This window comes from Streptomyces sp. NPDC057963 (genome assembly GCF_042887155.1).
GTDB lineage: Bacteria > Actinomycetota > Actinomycetes > Streptomycetales > Streptomycetaceae > Streptomyces.
Map to the genome: position 1 here is coordinate 700,570 of NZ_JBHVPX010000001.1, position 16,779 is coordinate 717,348.

Annotated in this window: 13 protein-coding genes and 1 pseudogene; 3 read left to right on the forward strand and 11 right to left on the reverse strand. The window is 66.8% G+C overall.

What is annotated here, in order from left to right:
- Positions 1-111: 111 nt before the first annotated feature.
- Both ACFVT1_RS03230 and ACFVT1_RS03235 read left to right on the forward strand, forming a co-directional pair.
- A complete protein-coding gene (locus tag ACFVT1_RS03230) occupies positions 112-1,200 on the forward strand; it encodes an NlpC/P60 family protein (protein WP_389792019.1) in 1,089 nt (362 codons plus the stop codon).
- Between the two features lie 517 nt (positions 1,201-1,717).
- Positions 1,718-3,130: a PP2C family protein-serine/threonine phosphatase gene (locus tag ACFVT1_RS03235; protein WP_389792021.1), complete on the forward strand. Its 1,413-nt coding sequence runs from the start codon at positions 1,718-1,720 to the stop codon at positions 3,128-3,130.
- Here ACFVT1_RS03235 and ACFVT1_RS03240 read toward each other — a convergent pair.
- The 3 genes from ACFVT1_RS03240 to ACFVT1_RS03250 form a co-directional block, all read right to left on the reverse strand.
- Positions 3,112-3,447: a DUF2516 family protein gene (locus ACFVT1_RS03240; RefSeq protein ID WP_389792023.1), complete on the reverse strand. Its 336-nt coding sequence runs from the start codon at positions 3,445-3,447 to the stop codon at positions 3,112-3,114. The genes ACFVT1_RS03235 and ACFVT1_RS03240 overlap by 19 nt on opposite strands.
- A 123-nt stretch (positions 3,448-3,570) precedes the next feature.
- Entirely contained in the window at positions 3,571-4,239 is a 669-nt protein-coding gene (locus tag ACFVT1_RS03245) for a hypothetical protein (protein ID WP_389792025.1), read from the reverse strand.
- 27 nt (positions 4,240-4,266) lie between these two features.
- Entirely contained in the window at positions 4,267-4,752 is a 486-nt protein-coding gene (locus ACFVT1_RS03250; RefSeq protein ID WP_389792027.1) for a helix-turn-helix domain-containing protein, read from the reverse strand.
- Between the two features lie 347 nt (positions 4,753-5,099).
- Between ACFVT1_RS03250 and ACFVT1_RS03255 the strand changes: the two genes are divergently transcribed.
- Positions 5,100-6,776: a CBS domain-containing protein gene (locus tag ACFVT1_RS03255; RefSeq protein ID WP_389792029.1), complete on the forward strand. Its 1,677-nt coding sequence runs from the start codon at positions 5,100-5,102 to the stop codon at positions 6,774-6,776.
- A 380-nt stretch (positions 6,777-7,156) separates the two neighbouring features.
- On the opposite strand, the gene ACFVT1_RS03260 is transcribed toward ACFVT1_RS03255, so the two are convergent.
- From ACFVT1_RS03260 to ACFVT1_RS03295, 8 genes and pseudogenes are all read right to left on the reverse strand, one after another.
- The gene (locus tag ACFVT1_RS03260; RefSeq protein ID WP_389792031.1) at positions 7,157-8,938 is read right to left on the reverse strand and encodes a serine/threonine-protein kinase; all 1,782 of its coding nucleotides are present in this window, start codon (positions 8,936-8,938) and stop codon (positions 7,157-7,159) included.
- A gap of 122 nt (positions 8,939-9,060) precedes the next feature.
- Positions 9,061-10,998, reverse strand: a complete 1,938-nt coding sequence (locus tag ACFVT1_RS03265; protein ID WP_389792033.1) for an AAA family ATPase — start codon at positions 10,996-10,998, stop codon at positions 9,061-9,063.
- Between the two features lies 1 nt (position 10,999).
- Positions 11,000-11,572: a hypothetical protein gene (locus ACFVT1_RS03270; RefSeq protein ID WP_057663940.1), complete on the reverse strand. Its 573-nt coding sequence runs from the start codon at positions 11,570-11,572 to the stop codon at positions 11,000-11,002.
- Entirely contained in the window at positions 11,569-12,948 is a 1,380-nt protein-coding gene (locus ACFVT1_RS03275; RefSeq protein WP_389792035.1) for a dsDNA nuclease domain-containing protein, read from the reverse strand. The genes ACFVT1_RS03270 and ACFVT1_RS03275 overlap by 4 nt, the downstream gene beginning before the upstream one ends.
- Positions 12,949-13,078: 130 nt before the next feature.
- Positions 13,079-14,248 carry a TniQ family protein gene (locus ACFVT1_RS03280; protein ID WP_389792037.1) on the reverse strand — a complete coding sequence of 390 codons (1,170 nt, stop codon included), beginning with the start codon at positions 14,246-14,248 and terminating at the stop codon, positions 13,079-13,081.
- A 2-nt stretch (positions 14,249-14,250) separates the two neighbouring features.
- The gene (locus ACFVT1_RS03285) at positions 14,251-14,928 is read right to left on the reverse strand and encodes a hypothetical protein (protein ID WP_389792253.1); all 678 of its coding nucleotides are present in this window, start codon (positions 14,926-14,928) and stop codon (positions 14,251-14,253) included.
- A gap of 129 nt (positions 14,929-15,057) precedes the next feature.
- Positions 15,058-15,480: pseudogene (locus ACFVT1_RS03290) on the reverse strand (TniQ family protein); the annotation flags it as partial.
- Positions 15,477-16,778 carry an ATP-binding protein gene (locus ACFVT1_RS03295; protein ID WP_389792039.1) on the reverse strand — a complete coding sequence of 434 codons (1,302 nt, stop codon included), beginning with the start codon at positions 16,776-16,778 and terminating at the stop codon, positions 15,477-15,479. The gene ACFVT1_RS03295 and the pseudogene ACFVT1_RS03290, both read right to left, overlap by 4 nt.
- Position 16,779 lies beyond the last annotated feature (1 nt).

Here is a 16,779-nt window from a genome sequence, read left to right on the forward strand (position 1 = left end):
ATGGCACGATCTCGTCATCGGCAAAAGTTACTGACGGTAAATCAGATCTATTAGGTCCATCTGATCCATCGCATTCATAGGATTCATCGGATTCATTCGGAGGGGGATCTCGTGAACCGACGTCACTGTGCCGCAGCCGCGATCACTCTGGTCTGCGCACTGACCGTACTCACCGCGCCGGTGCAGGCTTTCGCCGCGCCCGCGCCCGCGCCCCCGGCCCCCTCCGCGTCGCAGCCCGCCTCCGGGTCCGAGGCGGCGAAGCCGAAGAAGACCCTCGAAGAGGTGCGCGAGGAGATCGACGCCCTCTACCGCAAGGCCGGGGCGGCGACCGATGCGTACAACCTCGCCGAGGAGAGGTCCAAGAAGCAGTCCGGCGAGATCGTCAAGCTCGCCCGCGCCATAGTCGAGGGCCAGGCGAAGATCGCCGAGCTCAAGAACCAGGCGGGCGCCCAGGCCCGCGAGCAGTACCGCAACGGCGGACTGCCGCCCGGCGCGCAGCTGATGCTCAGCGACGACCCGCAGCTGTTCCTGGACGGGGTGAACCGGGTCAGGGAGGGCCAGCAGGCCGCTCAGGGCGTCCTCGGCGAACTGACCAGGACCCAGCAGGACTTGGAGACGTACACCCAGGACGCGAGCACCAACTGGAAGAAGCTTGAGGCCGGCCGCCTCAAGCAGGCCGCGGCCAAGAAGGAGATCAACGCGCAGATCGCCGCGGCGAAGAAGCTGGAATCCCGGCTGAAGAAGGAGGAGCGGGCCCGCCTGCTCGAACTGGAACAGGAAGCCGAGTACAAACAGCAGACGACCTGGCTGAGTTCCGGTGCCCTGAAGGACATCAACCGCGAAGCGAGCGCGAGCGGGAAGAGGGCGGTGGACTTCGCGACCTCGCAGATCGGCAAGCCGTACCGCTGGGGTGCCGAGGGTCCCCGTTCGTACGACTGCTCGGGGCTGACGTCACAGGCCTGGGCGGCGGCGGGCCGGCCGATCCCGCGCACCTCGCAGGAGCAGTGGCGGCTGCTGCCGCACATCGCCATCAAGGACATGCGCCCCGGCGACCTGATCATTTACCACAGCGACGCCAGCCACGTGGGCATGTACGTCGGCGACGGCGCGATCGTCCACGCCCCGCGCCCCGGCCGCAACGTCACCCTGGCGGGCGCGGGCTCGATGCAGATCCTCGGAGTCGTACGCCCGGACAAGTAGGGGCACCTTCCGGGCGGGCGGACCGAGCCCGGAGGGGCGGACCGAGCCCGGAGGGGCGGACCGATCCCGGAGGGGCGGACCGATCCCGGAGGGGCGGACCGATCCCGGAGGGGCGGACCGATCCCGGAGGGGCGGACCGATCCCGCCCGGCGGTCGGCGATCGAGGACGGAGCGCCCACGCGGACGCCCCTCCTCCCGGTACCCCGGCGCCGGCGGCCAGGGACGCCCCTCCGCCCCCTCCGCCCCTGGCACCCCAAAGCCCACACCCCGCGGGAGTGACCCGCGCCACCCGCCCCCACCGCCCCGCGTGACCTTTGTCATGCCCGGACATCCGCCCCCGCCCCCGCGCATCTCGCCGGATCCGTGACCTGACGCGGCTTATGCCGGTGCATAGGACAGCGGCCGGCTGCGGTACGCCATTCCGTTCCCCCGCCGCGGACCGCTATGGTCCCCGTCTGGCGGATCGTCGATCGTCGTTCCGCCGCGCCCTCGGGGGGAGGGAAGGAAACCCGAACCGATGCCCGTACCCGTACCGCGGCAGCACGCCGGTCCCGCTGCGGAGACCTCCCACGGCGCCCACCTCACCCTCCTGGTGATCGAGGACGACCCGGCGGGCACGTTCACCGTTCCCGAGCTCCCGGCGGCGGCCGGCACGCGGGTCCGCGTCCGCACCGCCCGCAACCTCACCGAGGCGGGCCGGCTCCTCACCGACGACGTGGACTGCATCCTGCTGGACCTGGCCCTGCCCACCGGCAGCGAGACGCGCTCCACCGGGCCCGAGGGGGCGCAAGGAGCCGAGCGGGGCGACGGGCTCGCCACCCTCGAGCACGTGCTGCGGATCGCCCCGCGCCACGCCGTCCTCGCCCTCACCGCGCAGGACGACGCCGAGCTGGCCGCCGAGGCGGTGCGGGTCGGCGCCCAGGACTACCTCTCGCGCGGCGAACTCGACGGACTGCTCCTCAGCCGCGCCATCCGGTACGCCGTCGAACGCAAGCGTGCCGACATCGCCCAGCACCAGCTCACCGAGTCCCGGCTGCGCGCCCAGGAGAACGCCCGCCTCGAACGCGGCCTGCTCCCCACCCCGCTGCTCGACGGCTCCGATCTGCGCTTCGCGGCCCGCTACCGCCCCGGCCGCAGCCGCGCGCTGCTCGGCGGGGACTTCTACGACACGGTCCGCACACCCGACGGCACCGTCCACGCGATGATCGGCGACGTCTGCGGACACGGCCCGGACGAGGCGGCCCTCGGGGTGGAACTGCGCATAGCGTGGCGGGCGTTGACCCTGGCCGGGCTCTGCGGGGACGAACTGCTCTCCACGCTCCAGCAGGTCCTGGAGCACGAGCGGGAGAGCGAGGAGATCTTCGCGACGCTCTGCACCGTCGACATCGCGGCCGACGGCCGAAGCGCCGGCCTCTGCCTGGCGGGCCATCCCGCCCCGCTGATCGCCCGGCACGGACGGGCCGCGCACCTTCTCCCGCACGAGGACGGCGGTCCGGCCCTCGGTCTGCTGCCACGCGACGCGCTGCCCCGAGCTCTGCGGACAGGGGACACCCCATGGCCGCGCCGGCAGGTGGACCTCGGCGGCTCCTGGAGCCTGATGATGTACACGGACGGGCTGATCGAGGGGCGCGTCGGGCCCGACAGCACGCAGCGACTCGGCCAGGACGGCATGGTCGCGATGATCAACCGCCGGCTGACGGAAGGGCTCACCGGCGACGCCCTCCTGGACGCGGCGGTCACCGAGGCACGGGAGCTGAACGGCGGCGAACTGACCGACGACGTCGCGGTCCTGCTGCTCGACCGCGACCAGGAGCACGGCCGCCGGGGCACGAACGGCGAACGGGGCCGGAGCATCCCGCGCCCCCGCCCCGAACCGGCACCGCCGACGCCCGCAGCGAGCGCCGCGAGCGCTCAGCGCCCGCCGTTGTAGGGCCCGTACGGCCCGTCACTGCTGGAACCACCGCGTCGGCCGCCGCCACCCGAGACCGCCTGCAGCGCGGGCCGTACGTCCACCAGGAAGACGATGGACGCGACGGCTCCGGCGAGTTGCAGGAACAGCATCGGCACGAAGAGATTCACGGCGACGGTGATACCGAGGATGATCAGCCAGAAGGACTTCTTCTGCTTGTCCGCGGCCCGGTAGGCGTCCTCGCGGGCCATCGCCGCCATGACCAGTGCGACCACGGCCAAGACGAGCATGGCCATGTAGAGCAGCCAGACGAGTGTGCTGAATCCTGTGAGCAACATGGTGTGCACCGCCTAATAAGTGGATGAGCGCCTCGCGGCCAAGGTACCGGGACAACGAGCCGGGCACCCCGAAAGGTGCCCACCCTGCGCCCCGGTACCCACGTCGGCCGGGGCGCCGGGCCCCTACTTCGCGGTCGGCGGAATGGTCTTCTTCGCGGCAGGCTTGCGCGCGGGTGCCTTCTTGACGGGCGCGGCCGGAGCCTTGCTCTCCGGCTTGGCGGCCCTCGGGGCGGGCGCGGGCTTGGCCGGACCGGGCTTGGCCGCCGGACCGGGCCTCGCCGCCGGACCGGGCTTGGCGGCCGGAGCCGGCTTCGCGGTGCCCGTCGGCCGGGACTCCTTGCGCGGCTCGACGACGACGGCGATCTCCACGATCTCGTCGGCCGTCTCACCACGCCAGTTCTTCACGGTCTGCTCGCCGCGCTCGGCGACCTTCTCGTACGTCTCCCGGGCCCGCACCGCGTACTCCGCGGCCACGCCCAGACTCCGCAGCGCCAGGTCCTGGGCGCTCTCGCCCAGCTTCCGCAGATCGCTGTCGAACGACCCGATCACCTCGGTGACCTTGGCCTGCACAGTGGCCTGCGCCTCCTTGGCCTGCGAGGTCACCTTGTCCTGCACGGCCTTGGGGTCGGTGTTGCGTACCGCCTCGAAACGCTCCGGCGCCTCGGCCCGCAGCTGCTCGATCAGCGCCGGGACCTTGCGCGCCTGCTCGACGGCGATGTCGGCCGTACCGGCGGCGAAGTAGAGGGGGGTCGGGTCGGTGAGGGTCTTGCGCAGGTCATCGGTGATGGCCATGACTGTGGTCCTCCCGGATCATCAGACTCAGTGTGAGGGTTTTGAAGGCTTTGAAGCCGTGTCGGCGTCGCTGCCGCCGGCCTTGCGGGGGCCGTCGGCACCGGCACCCGATGCGGACTCGCCGCCGGTCTCCGATCCGGCTCCTTCGCCGGATTCCGGTCCGGGCTCGAACCCGTTCTCCTTGCGGAAGGAGTCGTAGATCTGCAGCAGAACACTCTTCTGCCGCTCGTTTATGGACGGGTCGGCCAGAATCACCGCCCGCGTCTCCAGCTCCTCCCGCTCCCGCTCATCCAGGATCCCGGCCCGCACGTAAAGGGTCTCGGCGGAGATCCGCAGCGCCTTGGCCACCTGCTGCAACACCTCGGCGCTCGGCTTGCGCAGCCCGCGCTCGATCTGGCTGAGGTAGGGATTGGACACCCCGGCGGCGTCGGCGAGCTGCCGCAGCGACAGCTGCGCGTTGCGCCGCTGCTCGCGCAGGTACTCACCGAGATTGCCGACGTTGAGGGATGCCATGCCCCGATGGTGCGCCACCCTTGCTAACTTTTGCAAGCACTCGCTTGCAAAAGTGCGCCACACCACTCGGACGGCCCCTTGAGCCTGAGCACGATAGGTGTCGTATTTGCAGGACATCTGTCGTGCCGCTGCTGCGGCCTCAAGGCGATGCGGGACGCCGGTTGCCTGGCGCACGTGAGCGCCGGGTCAGCGCGTCGGCAAAGGTTCCTTTCCTCTGTAGGCGACGGTCCAGTGAGGAGCATCCTGCCTTCCCGGCTACTCCCATAGCCCAAGTACCCTCCCCCTGGCCAAGCCCGCGATACTCAGACGAGTACGTTTTCCAGTGACCTGCCTGAGGGGGCTGCGTAGTGAAGGCATGGATGATCCGGGCCGGGGCTGACGGCGAACGCGAGGACGCCTCGCTCAGCGAAGGCCTAACTATCGCTGGCTGGCCCGAGGTCGGTGACCTCACCCACTGCTCATCCTGGGACGACCTCCGCACAGAGATCGACAAGGCTTACCCACGCGAAAACCCGCGGGTCCTGAGCAACTGGCAAGGCCAGTTGTGGCGCTTTCGTGCCGTTCTAACTCCTGGCGACATCATCGTGCTCCCTCTGAAGGCCGGCAGCGTTGCGATCGGGTACCTCACCGGCGACTACCAATACCGGGCTGACTCGCCCCCCGGGTTGCGCCACGTACGCACTGTTACCTGGAGCCGTACCGATGTGCCACGCTCCGAGTTTCGTGCGGACCTGCGTGCCACGCTCGGCTCACTCCTCACGGTGAGCGAGCTGCGCCGTCTCGACGCAGCATCCCGGCTCACCGCCCTTGCCAATGGCAGCCCTGATCCGGGAAACCCCGACGCTCCCAAGCACTTGAGGCTCCTGGAAGGCCCGGCTGCCCTGGCCGAGAAAGTGGCTGAAGCAGCCAAGGGCCGCCCCATAGAACTTGCCGTACGCGACTTCCTAAGCATCTGGGACGTCGTGAGCCGCTCGTCCAAGGCCATAGCCACCATCCGGCGTGATCTGGCTGAGTTCGGCCTCTCGACCGTCCCGCCTTTTACCGAGGTCCCGATCGACCACACCATCCGTGTCATCCCCATCGGGCAGGCCCCGGAAGCCGAGCGGCAGCTCCTGGGGCAAGAGACGGGTGCCCTCGAACTGGAAACCGTAGAACCTGACGATCCAGGACCTGAACTCCTCGACGTTCCCGACGAGGACACAGCGACCGACGCTGGGACGGCGATCGGCGCTGTGGAAGGGGACGAAGACGAGGACGGAGATGAGCAGCAGGCTTCGCGAACAGTCCCGGTGGTGGTGACGGTGGGACGGCTTCCCTCAGCCCGCAGTCGCCTGAAGTCGGTCCGCCTGTCCGACCCGCTGAACCTCGCTATAGAGATCATGTCCGAGCACTCCTTCGATCAGCTACCCGTTCTCGACGATGACGGTCACCTACGTGGCTCCATCACCTGGCGGGAAATCGGCGCGACGAATCGCCCCACGAACGCGCTGGTCAAGGATGCTGCTGTTCTGAAGGTCCGATCGGTACGTACTGACGACCCCCTGGTGGACTGCCTAGTCAACGTCGCGGACCACGGCTGCGTGTTCGTCGTCAACCCGGACGGGACCCTGTCGGGCATCGTGACAGGGCACGATCTAGCCCACCGATTCGAACAGGAGCTGCGGCCCTACGCCCTCCTGGAGGAACTGGAACGCCGACTGCGCCGCGCCCTCATCCTCGCCCTGCGCCGGATCAAGGAGACGACCGGCGAGTACGGCCTGCCGGGCGACCCGACCAAGATCCAGAAACTCGCGACGAAGGGGATGAACTTCAGCGACTACGTGCAGCTGTTGAAACGTTCCGACGTGTGGGAGGCGACGGGCTGGCAGTTCCCCCAGGTGCGCTTCACCGAGCGCTTGGACCGAGTCAGAACGATCCGCAACGAGACGATGCACTTTCACGAGATGGATGACGACCGCGCCAGTGCGGTCGAAGAAATCCGTGTCGCCCTGCAGATGCTCAAGACGGTTCAGCCACAGGCCTGAACGCCGCGTCGCACAGTCGCTGGACGAGTGGGTCAGACGCTTCCGCGCTTCGGGCAGGTCGGCAGCTTGGAGAAGCTGCGAGGCGATGGATGTCCAGGACGGCCCCGGCGCCAGATAGCCGCATCGTCCCCGGTCGGCTGGATCTTCGAACGTAGCAGCAGGTCCAGCCCACCCAGATCGAGCGCGGCCTGCGCGCTCGCCCGACCCTCCGCACACGCCAGCACGATCCTCGACCGCAACACCAACGCCTGAGACGCCGTCCGCTTACGCAACCGGCCACGCAGCACCTGTCGTTCGCGATCGGACAACTCCAGCGACAACGGCTTCGAACCAGGCACCACCCCGCCCTATGACCGCCCTTGAACTTTGGACTCAGGACACTAGCGCGTGAGGGCGCCGAGGACCTTCCCGAGCGTGGTGGCCACGTCGAAGTCCCGATCCCATGTGAGTGCGACGAGGTCGTCGAACTCGGCCTCAGGGCGGAGCAGATTGAGGACGTCGGCTTCGAATACTGAGCCCGGTTCCGCGAGGCTGAGCGCCACGTCGTGGAAGCAGCGGTACGTGTTGCGTGACCGGAACATGACCGAGTACTCACCGTCTACGAGCTCTCCCACGGAGACATCCCACTTAGCTTCAAGCACCTGCAGTGTGCCAGCGACCCTGTCGGCGTTGAGCGGCTCGGTCAACAGATCCACTCCCACCGCTTCTCGGGCCGAATCCAACGGAAGCGTCTCGTCCCAGACCACCGAGAGGTGGCGCTCGAAACCGATTTCCTCGCGAACTGTTTTGTTGAACTCCAGGTAGTCGGTGTCCAGTTTCGTACGCATCCAGCGGGTGATCCAGAGGATCGGGGCGCTGATCAGATTCGCCCGCAACGATCCATTGCCGTCACCGTAGACAGATTCGCGGATGCTCGTCAGCAGCTCTTTGCAGTGGTAGTCCTTGCAGAACCGGAACAAGTGAGCCGACCGCCGTGGCAGACCGCCCCAGAGGGAGGAGCGGGGGAGGGGGAAATCAGCCAGAATCGTCTCCAGTTCGCGTTGGAGTCCCGGCTTGGCGGCCGACAACACGAGGGCGTCGTCGTTCTCGTCCCACCGCCCGGCGCCCTCATAGTCGAACTTCGCCTTGCACGAAGCATATATAACGGCTTGAGCACATGTATTGAACAGCACCGTGCTCACCCGGTACGCAACCTCGCAGTGATAGTTGAGGTTGAATCGGTCGAGCTCTCCGTCGGCAACCCGCTCGAAGATATGCTTCGCCGACAGCACGTCTCTGGCGGCACGGCCGAGGATCCGCTCGACCTCGCCGGACGAGCTGTCGGCGGACGCTTCGTTGGGGCGCAGATCATCGGAGACCTCCTCGATTGCCGAGTCGAGCCGCTGGAGGGTTACCCGAAGCATGCCGCGTACGGTGTCGATGCGGAGCCGCTGCGCCTCATCTTGGAGCAGCATCTGTTCAATGATCAGGTCAAGGTCGGCCAGGAAGGGGTAGCGGTCACGCACAAGCGCGTGTCGTCGCCCTCGGGCGTTCTGCTTCGTGAACATCTCGGTTATGACGAGGCCAAATGCAAAGATGTCCGCCGGCTTACCGATACCCAGGGCGTTGTTCCTCACCATCTGCTCGGGAGCGAGGTAGTTCCGGTTCACTAGGAGGTCCCCGCGATTCGTGAGCGAGGAGTCCTTGAAATGTGCGATGCCGAAGTCAGCCAGGACGAGCCGACGCGCATCAGGATCGACGAGGACATTCTCAGGTTTGATGTCGCGATGCACTATGCCGTCACCGTGCACGTACGCGAGCGCATCGCAGAGCTGACGCGCGTAGTCGAGAAGCACGTCAGCATCGGTTTCGTCGTTGATCACGTTTCGCAGCGTCATAGGGTAGAAGTCCATGACGTAGTAGAAGAAGTTCGCGTCCTCGGAGCGCGCGTGGATACTCACGACGTTCGGGTGGCTCGATGTCTGCCCGTACTCGATCTCCTGCTTGAAACGCTTGTTACGAGCGGAGTCCGCGTCGCGGGCCTTCTTAATCCGTTTGACTGCGAACACCTGACCGTCCGGCTTACGGCGAGCCTTCCACACCACGGCCGATCCGCCCTCTCCCGGAGCTGAATCGCGCTCGTAAGTGACTCCGTCGATGATGAACGGTTCGTTCTTCGGCATGAAGCCACCCTACTGACCCTCGGGGCGGTGACGTCGGCCAATTGCCGCCAGGCTCTCCCGCCGGTTCGCGGCGAACCGGGGACCGCCACTTGCGTACCGCCTCTCGCGAGACACCCAGAACGTCAGCTATCTAGCTGGCTCTCGATGCGAGTGACCTGATCAGGGCCGGGATGATCCACACCGGGCACCATGGGGTTCTCGTAGTCGAACTCCACCTTGCCGAAGGAGTCGCTGGTGATGGGCGGGGGGTCATTGTCGGCGATGATCAGTTGCAAGCGTTCGCCATATGCGTCAGCCAGCGTGCTGAAGCGACTGTAGATCTCGGCTGCGCGTTGCCGGTCGGAGGCGTTGTTACCAAATGCCTTGCGCGGTGAATCAATCACGAGGAGCGATGGAACGAGGACGTCGGAGTGGTCGAGTCCGAAGGCAAGGAGCGTGAGGCTGTAGGCGAGGTTGACGGAGGTGGCGATGCCCCCGCCGGAAGCCTGCAGGGTCTCGAATGGCCGACCGTTGACCACCGGCAGGTAGGTGTCGCGGTCGATGACGGCCGTGTCGACCCACGGCAGGTTCCAGCTGGTGAGCAGTCGGCTGAACTCAGTGCTGAGATCACCGAGCAGAGTCTGGTTGGCCTTGAGCTGCTCGGACTTCTCCTTGATGTCTTTGTTCACCTGCCGGCGGTCGGCCTTGAGTGAGCGGATGTCCGCGTCGATGGTGCGCACCCGTGCCCAGGATTCGCGCAGTTGGGTGATGGCATCAATGCTGGCCTTGAGCGAGGCGACGCGGGAGCTGGCCTCGGCGATGGCGTCGAAGCGCGGGGCGACCGCATCACGGGTCTGGGCGTCGAGCTCTCGGCGCAGGCTGGTGACGGCGAAGCTGAGTTGCTGCGACCGCTCCTGGACGGTCTGCAGGTGCGCCTCGTCCGACTGCTGGATGCGCTGTGCGTCCTCAAGCTGCTGCTGCAGGGCCGTGCGTGTCTCTTCGATGGCAGCCGGGTCGATGTCGGCCTCGACGGGGTCGGGTTGGAGACAGACGAGGCAGTGACCGTCCTCGACGGCCCGGGCCGCCAGCGACTGCATGCACCGCGGGCAGACGACGAACTCGAAAGGGGAGAGCTGGTCGATGGCTGTGACCGACCGTGCGAGACGGGAGAGGTCGAGCTGTACCTGAGCAACGACGGCATGCCGCGCCTCCACGAGGTCGGCGGCCGCGGACACTTCTTCTTCGGTCTGCCGCGCGGCGCGGATGGCGTTCTGCAGCTCGTCACGCACCGCGGTGTCGGCGGCGGTCTGTTCCTGAAGTTCGGTGCGGAGGCTGGCCAGGGCGGACGATGCGCGCTCCAGGGTGTCGCGCAACTGAGTTAATTCGGCCCGCAGTTCGTCGTCACTGCGGTGGTCGGAGGCTGCCAGGAAGGAGCTGACGTTGCCGTGCTCGGCGGTTCTGGCCTTCAGTGTGTCCAAGAGCTGGTTCCTGGTGCGTTTGAGCTCCATGAGCGCACTGTCGGTGAGCCCGAACATCAGGCGGAAGAGCTCTCTGCGCTTGGTCTCAAACCAGCTGTCCAGGTGACCGACGACCTGGCGGTCGATCTCGCGTGCCTGGAGGTAGGCGTAGGCGTACAGGTCGTTGAAGGTGAGGTTCTGCGGCCTCGCTGCTCCTTCTCGCCGTGCGGCGATCTGTTCGCGCGGGAAGCCGAGCGCGTCCAGGAGGTGGTCGGAGAGCGTGGTGACGCCTTCCGAGGCCCGCAGAGGCAGGGTGCGTTCCAGCGCGAGGGAGTGTGGATCGAGGAGATCCACAGAGTCGGCGGTGTCTCCCTCGATGGTCCGCCGGAGGACGACACGTTCGTCGCCAGCCGCGACCTCGGCCTGGACCGACAGGACGTGGTCGCGGACCGCCGGGGTGAGCATGGCACTGCCGCCGAGGGCGTGCTTGAAAAGCATCAGCAGACTCGACTTGCCAGTGCCGATGGGGCCGGTGATCACTGTGGCCGGACGGTCGAAGCGGTAGGTCTGCTCCGCCTCGGCGGTCGTGACGGTCAAAGAGACGATGCGCAGGTGGACGGCCATGTCAGATCTCCGTCCGCCAGGGCCGGTCGACAGCGTCGGGCAGACGGTCGTAGATGAGGTTCTTCAAGGCCGATCCTGACTTGTTGAAATGCCGCTTGAGCAGCTTGATCCGGCTGGCGACAACGGCCCATTCCGGCGTCGTGGCAAGAGAGGCCGCGGCGGCGGCGCCCTGCGGCGTGGCGCGGAATTCGGCTCTGGCGCTGTTGCTGTAGACGATCAGGCCGCGGGCGGCGAGCGAGCCGAGGACGCTGTAGTAGCGCTGGTCCCAGGGACCGTACTTGTAGCGGGTCATACGGCTTTCGACCGCGAGGCGCTCGGGTGATGTGGGGGCGGTTCCTGCCGGCCACGACGCCTCGCCAGCGGGCAGGAGACGTTCCAGCATCGCTGGATAGCGCAGCAGGAAGTCGAGTTTAGCGAGCTTTGTCAGGCCGTCGAGCCCCCCTTTGGGGGTGGTGAACTGCGAGATGAGCAGGAGAATGCGCGCCTCGTGGTAGTGGACCTCACGCTGCTCTGCCTGCCGCCGCTGCGTCCGCATGCGCGCTACCGCGGTCTCGAAGTCAGCGCTGTGGGTCATGAGGCTTCCTCATCCGTGTTGAAATTCACGGAGAAGAAGAAGAGGCACTCGTCGCACAACTGGTAGGCCAGTCCCCGCAAATGCAGGTTGCTGAGCAGGAACGGCGGCGGCGACGGTAGAGCGTCGACCTTCAGTCTCTCGGCCAGCAAGTCGTTCATCTTGTTGCCGAACTCGCTGCCCTCGGCGACCTGAGCGCGCGCATGGCGTCGGCACTCGAAGGCCATCTCCAGCACGTCCATGGACAGGTTCAAAAGGTCGGTTTCATCCCCGACCAGGCCGGAGCGGCGCTCGGACCAGGTCGTGTACCACGCGGAGCGGAGCCGTTCGGCGAACGCCGCCTCGTCCAAGGGAACCAGGCCCCGGCGCAGCTTGCGGCCGAGCTTTGCCCCTCCCGGTGCGAGCACGGGCGTCTGACCTCGGGGGAACGTGGGCAGCTGAACCGTCGTGTACGCGATCGCCTGGCGGACGATCTCGCGGGTGATGCTGCGCCGGCCGATGCGCTGCTGCATCCGCGTGCTGTGACGGACGCGGCTCGGGTCGGCGATGTAGACAGCAAGTTGGCTGCGGTCGCTCTCATCACGGTTGGCACGCTCGATCCGGTCCACGACGGCCCGGTAGGTGCTCTCAAGGTCGACATGCACCAGCTGCAGTTGCTCGACGGCAGGTACCAGAAGCCGTTGGATGTTGACGTCGGTGATGTGCGCTCGCTGGGGTGGATCGCAAGAGATCTCCAGGACTGCGAGGAAGCGAAGGACCCTCTCCACGAACCCCGTTGGCACCTGGATGTCAGCGAGCTTGCTCACCTGGGGTGTGTCCGGGACATTGGGATAGGGCTGTTTCCAACGAACTTTGAGCATCTGGCGGGCGATTGTCTCCGCCATAGAGGACAGCCCATCCGTGAGTTCCGGCTCCGGGCCGCACATCCGAGCCAGCGTGCCGGCATTACCCTTGATCGGACTGAGCGCCGCGTTCGTCGCCAGTCTGAGTCGGACATTGGCGGCACACTCGCATGCGCACCAGCGGTCAAAGAGATGGGTAAGGCCGCCGCTCTTGCACAACTCCGTAAGCGACCAGGTGCCCTGATTTTCTTCGCGATGCTTGACCGATACCAGTTCCACCGAACCATCGGCCCACGCCACGACGAAGTCCTCGTGCCACTCGCAGACGACGAAGTCAATTGCGTCCTCCGTGAGCATGGCGAGACACTCTCGGGCGGCTACCTCCGCCTGGTACCGGTAACGGCCCAGCGTGTCCGAGCCACTGTCTTCTTCCGGAGCCAGTTCGAAGATGGCGTGCGGTGAACCGTCCGGACCCTCCGGCTCAGCGGACGCTCTAGCGCCTCCAGCCCCAACACCCGTGCCCGCCGTGTCGACCATCGACGCCCCCGATCCGGCCCCGTATCAGGGCACGTCCCCCGCCGCTTCCATCCCGGCACCGGGATTGAAGATCCCTACCTTTATCACACTCCAGCATCGCTACGTAACAGTCCGTCGCAATTTGGCGCCTTCAGCAGTCGCCGACCGCAGCCCTCATGGGCGTTGAGATCCAGGCAGCGCGGCACAAGTAGGCGCTGAGCGCACGGTCGGCATCGCGAAGTCTGTGAACGAGCGGGGTCATCGACTCTCGCGCCTCGCAGGGATCCGATGCTCGGAGCAACCGCGTCGCGATCTGCAGAACCGCGCCCGTTGCCAAGGAATCGGTCGGCGGCGCGGTGTAGGGCTTGGAGGTCTTCTTCTTCCCGGCGGTGTTAAGCAAGGGCTGAGCCTCCGCAGTGCGGGAAGCATGCTCGTCATCGAGCACGGCGGCCAGGAACGATGTGCCGGCGCACGGGCGTGCTTCGGGCCAGGTTCGGAAGATCATGGCGACCGTCGCGCGCAGATCTGCGAAGTAGTGGGCGACGGGAACGGGCGCCCCCGCGCTCGTCGTGCTCTCAGGGCCTGCCGCAGCGAGCAAGCCCGCAAGGTGTCGTTGAACTTGGACGAGCACGGCCATAGTGGCCGAATCGAGTTCCCCGACGGGGGCGCTTTCCCGGGTCAGGTCGGCTCCGCAGGCATGTGCGGGATGCTCGGCCGGTTCCGAACGCGCCTCAGCCGACCGGCATTGCCACGGGTTCAGAGCATCGTCCGACAGGCGGGCGATGGCGCTGCCTGCGTGGGGGGACTGCGCGAGTGCGCCGCAACCGGGGCACTGGTGGGCGAGGAGTCGTTGGTGTCGGACACATAGGAAGGTCATGGGAAGGCGCCACAGCCGTTGCCAAGGACCGCCGTGCCGGTCCTGGATGGGGGTGCCGTTCCCGGTGAGACAGGGAGGACAGTAGCGCGTGGAGCGGGTCAGCACCCACGGGTTGTCGTAGATCATCCGGGCTGGGGTGCTGCGTGGCGTGAACGCGGGGTTCAGTGGCCCATACCGCTGCCCGAGCGGCACGAGGAGCATGTCGGCGACCTCGGCGGGCATCAAGAGGGTGGCGCGGGCAAAGGCCGCGAGGTGGGCGTCGTCCAAGTGGTAATGGAAGCTCAAGGGCAGGCGGGTGGGCAGACCAGGACTGCCGCCGGGTGCCAGACCGGTGCGGAGCAGGATCTCCGCGGGGGTGGTGCCCAGTCGATGAGCCAGGCGAAGCACGAATCCGGTGAGCGTCTCGTCGTGAAGCGGATCGAGGCTGCGGGGCAGGGAGCGCATGGTCAGCCGTTTCGTGGGCCGCGGACGTGGATCTCGAGGTTCGGAGTGTCCGATGCCTCCTTTGCGACTCCAAGCACCTGCTGCAGCGCAAGGGATGTGCCGGGGAGGCGTGCGAGGCGTCGGAAGGTGTCGCGGTTCAATGCAAGGGCGGTGTCGTAGAACGGGCGTAGCACTCGCTGTGTCCAATTCTTGTCGCGGGCTTCGAGTACGGACACAGCGATGCCCAGTACCGCGCCCATGGTCTGGGCTGAGTCCATAGGTGAGAGCAGCGAGTTGATCCCGTATGGGCTCTTCGATCCGCCTCGCCGCGTGCGGCGTCGGCTGTCGCGCATCCGCTGCACCGCTTCCCGTTCGATCGCCTGCGCCAGGGCGGGTGTCGCTGCGAAACGGCTTGCTTCCGGCCAGGAGGCGAGGATCAACGTGGCCACCACCCGCAAATCGATAAAGTATTGGGCGACCGGCACGAGTCTGCCGCAACTGCCCACGCTCTGAGGCCCGTTGGTGGCCAGCAGTTCGTCGAGGCGGCCTTGGAGGGCCAGCAGCGCCTTGAGGGAGTCGGCGTCCTCCGGGATACAAGCTGGGTCGACGCGTGAGAGGTCGGCCCCGCAGACCGACAGGCGGATACCGCCCGAGCCCGGAAAGGATGGCGATCGGCACTGGGCCGGTTGGAGTTCTTCCATCCCCGGGCGAGCGATCAGGCCAGCGCGGGCGAACTGACCAGGGGTGCGGCAAGCAGGACAGACCCGATGGAGGAGCTGCCTGTGCCGAACGCAAGCGAAGACCACCGGCAGGCGCCACGACCGTCTCCAGGCACCGCCGTTCAGAGCCTCTTGCGGACTTCCATCGCCCGCGAGGCAGGATGGGCAGTACTGGGAGGTCCGTACGAGGATCCATCGATTGGGACGGTCCAGCTGCCGGGGACTCGTCCACGGCCGGTATCTCCTGCTCACCAGACCGTATCGATGCCCTATGGGGGCGAGCAGTAACTTGTCGGCCTCCGCCACGGTCAGATGTGCCGCGCGTGCCGCCCGGGCAAGGCGTGGCTTGTCCATGTCCACCAGCAGCCAGGGGGAGACGGCGCTGGGGGTCTCACCCAGCCCATCCATCAACCCCAAACGGGCTGCGACTTGCTCCGGGGTCGTGCCGTTGTGACGGGCGAGGCGGAGAGTGAAGCCAACTAGGGTTTCGTCTTCGAGTGGGTCGAGGCTGCGGGGCAAGGGACGCAGGGTCATGCCTCGGCCGCCGGAGGTGTGCCGCGGTCGTCGAGAACCGTGTTGCGCCCTTTCCGGGCCTTCGGGATCTTCCGGGCTGCTTTCGCCTTCGGCTGTGGGGCAGTGTCCACGTCGGGGATCTCTCCGGCTTCGGCGTCGCGTACGCCGTCCTTGCCGGGGACGTTGCCCAGGTTGATGGCGATCTCGTCGAGGAGGTCGATGGTCAGATTCTCCAAGCCGCTCTCCATTGCCTTGGTCAGCCCATCCTCGATCAGGCGCCGCAGGAGACCGACGATGCCGTGGGTTCGGCGGTAGAGGTACTCGGGCATCAGCCCCTGGGACAGCGTGCCGGGGCCGGCGTTGAAGAGCCGAATCTGATTCTCGACACCGACGAGGTGGTCGATGAAAGCCGCGATGCCCGCGTCACTGCTGTAGTCGAAGGGGTCGAGTGTGATCAGGTCGAAGCGGCGCTCAGTCTGGGTGGAGGCGTCGGGGTTGTAGCTCTTGCCCTTCTTCAGTGGTGCGTAGACCCACTGGTTGGTGCGGGGGTCGTGCCAGCCCTCCCTGAGCAGGCCGGAGCGGGGAATGTTCACGCCGATGAGGACAAGCGTGACGTCCAAGTCCATAAGGCCGCGGATCAGGTCGAGGGTGTCCTGGTCGTCTTCCCGGTGCATCTTCAGGCGGGTGATGTCGTCGATGATCAGGACGGTGGTGGCGTGCGCCTTGATCGATTCGCGGGCGTTGCGGATCATGCCGCGCAGGTTCTTGCCGTAGGGGGCACCGTAGTAGTCGAGAATTGCCTCGCACAGGCCGATCGGAGTGGCCTTCACCGGGGTCTGGCAGTAGGCGACCGGCGCGATCAGGTCCCGGGTGCCGGGCATTGGATCGAAGTAGCACTCGGGGTACTGCTCGAACAGGTCACGCCAGGTGTCCTCGAACTCGGTGGCGGTCCGGCAGGCGGTCTCCGTCTTGCCCTGGTAGCCACCGCCGTTGATCATCAGCCCGTCCAGGGTGCTCGGACCGATACGCATCGCGTTGTTCTGGATCCGTGAACGCATCAGCGTGGTGACCACCTCGCTCATCGGGGTGTCCAGCATCTGCATGTTGACGTGCGTGGCCGCGCGGTGCAGGTCATGCAAGGACTTCTTGCGCGGGCTCATCAGCCCGTACTCAGCCAAGGAGATCTTCCTGACCGGCACAAACAGATCCCGTGTCCGGCGGAACTCCTGCCAACCCTCATACCGGGTCCGGTCCGGCCTCGGGCCGAAGCGCAGGAACGGCACGGGAGCGTTCCGCGGCTCCGGGGGCAGGTTGCTCATC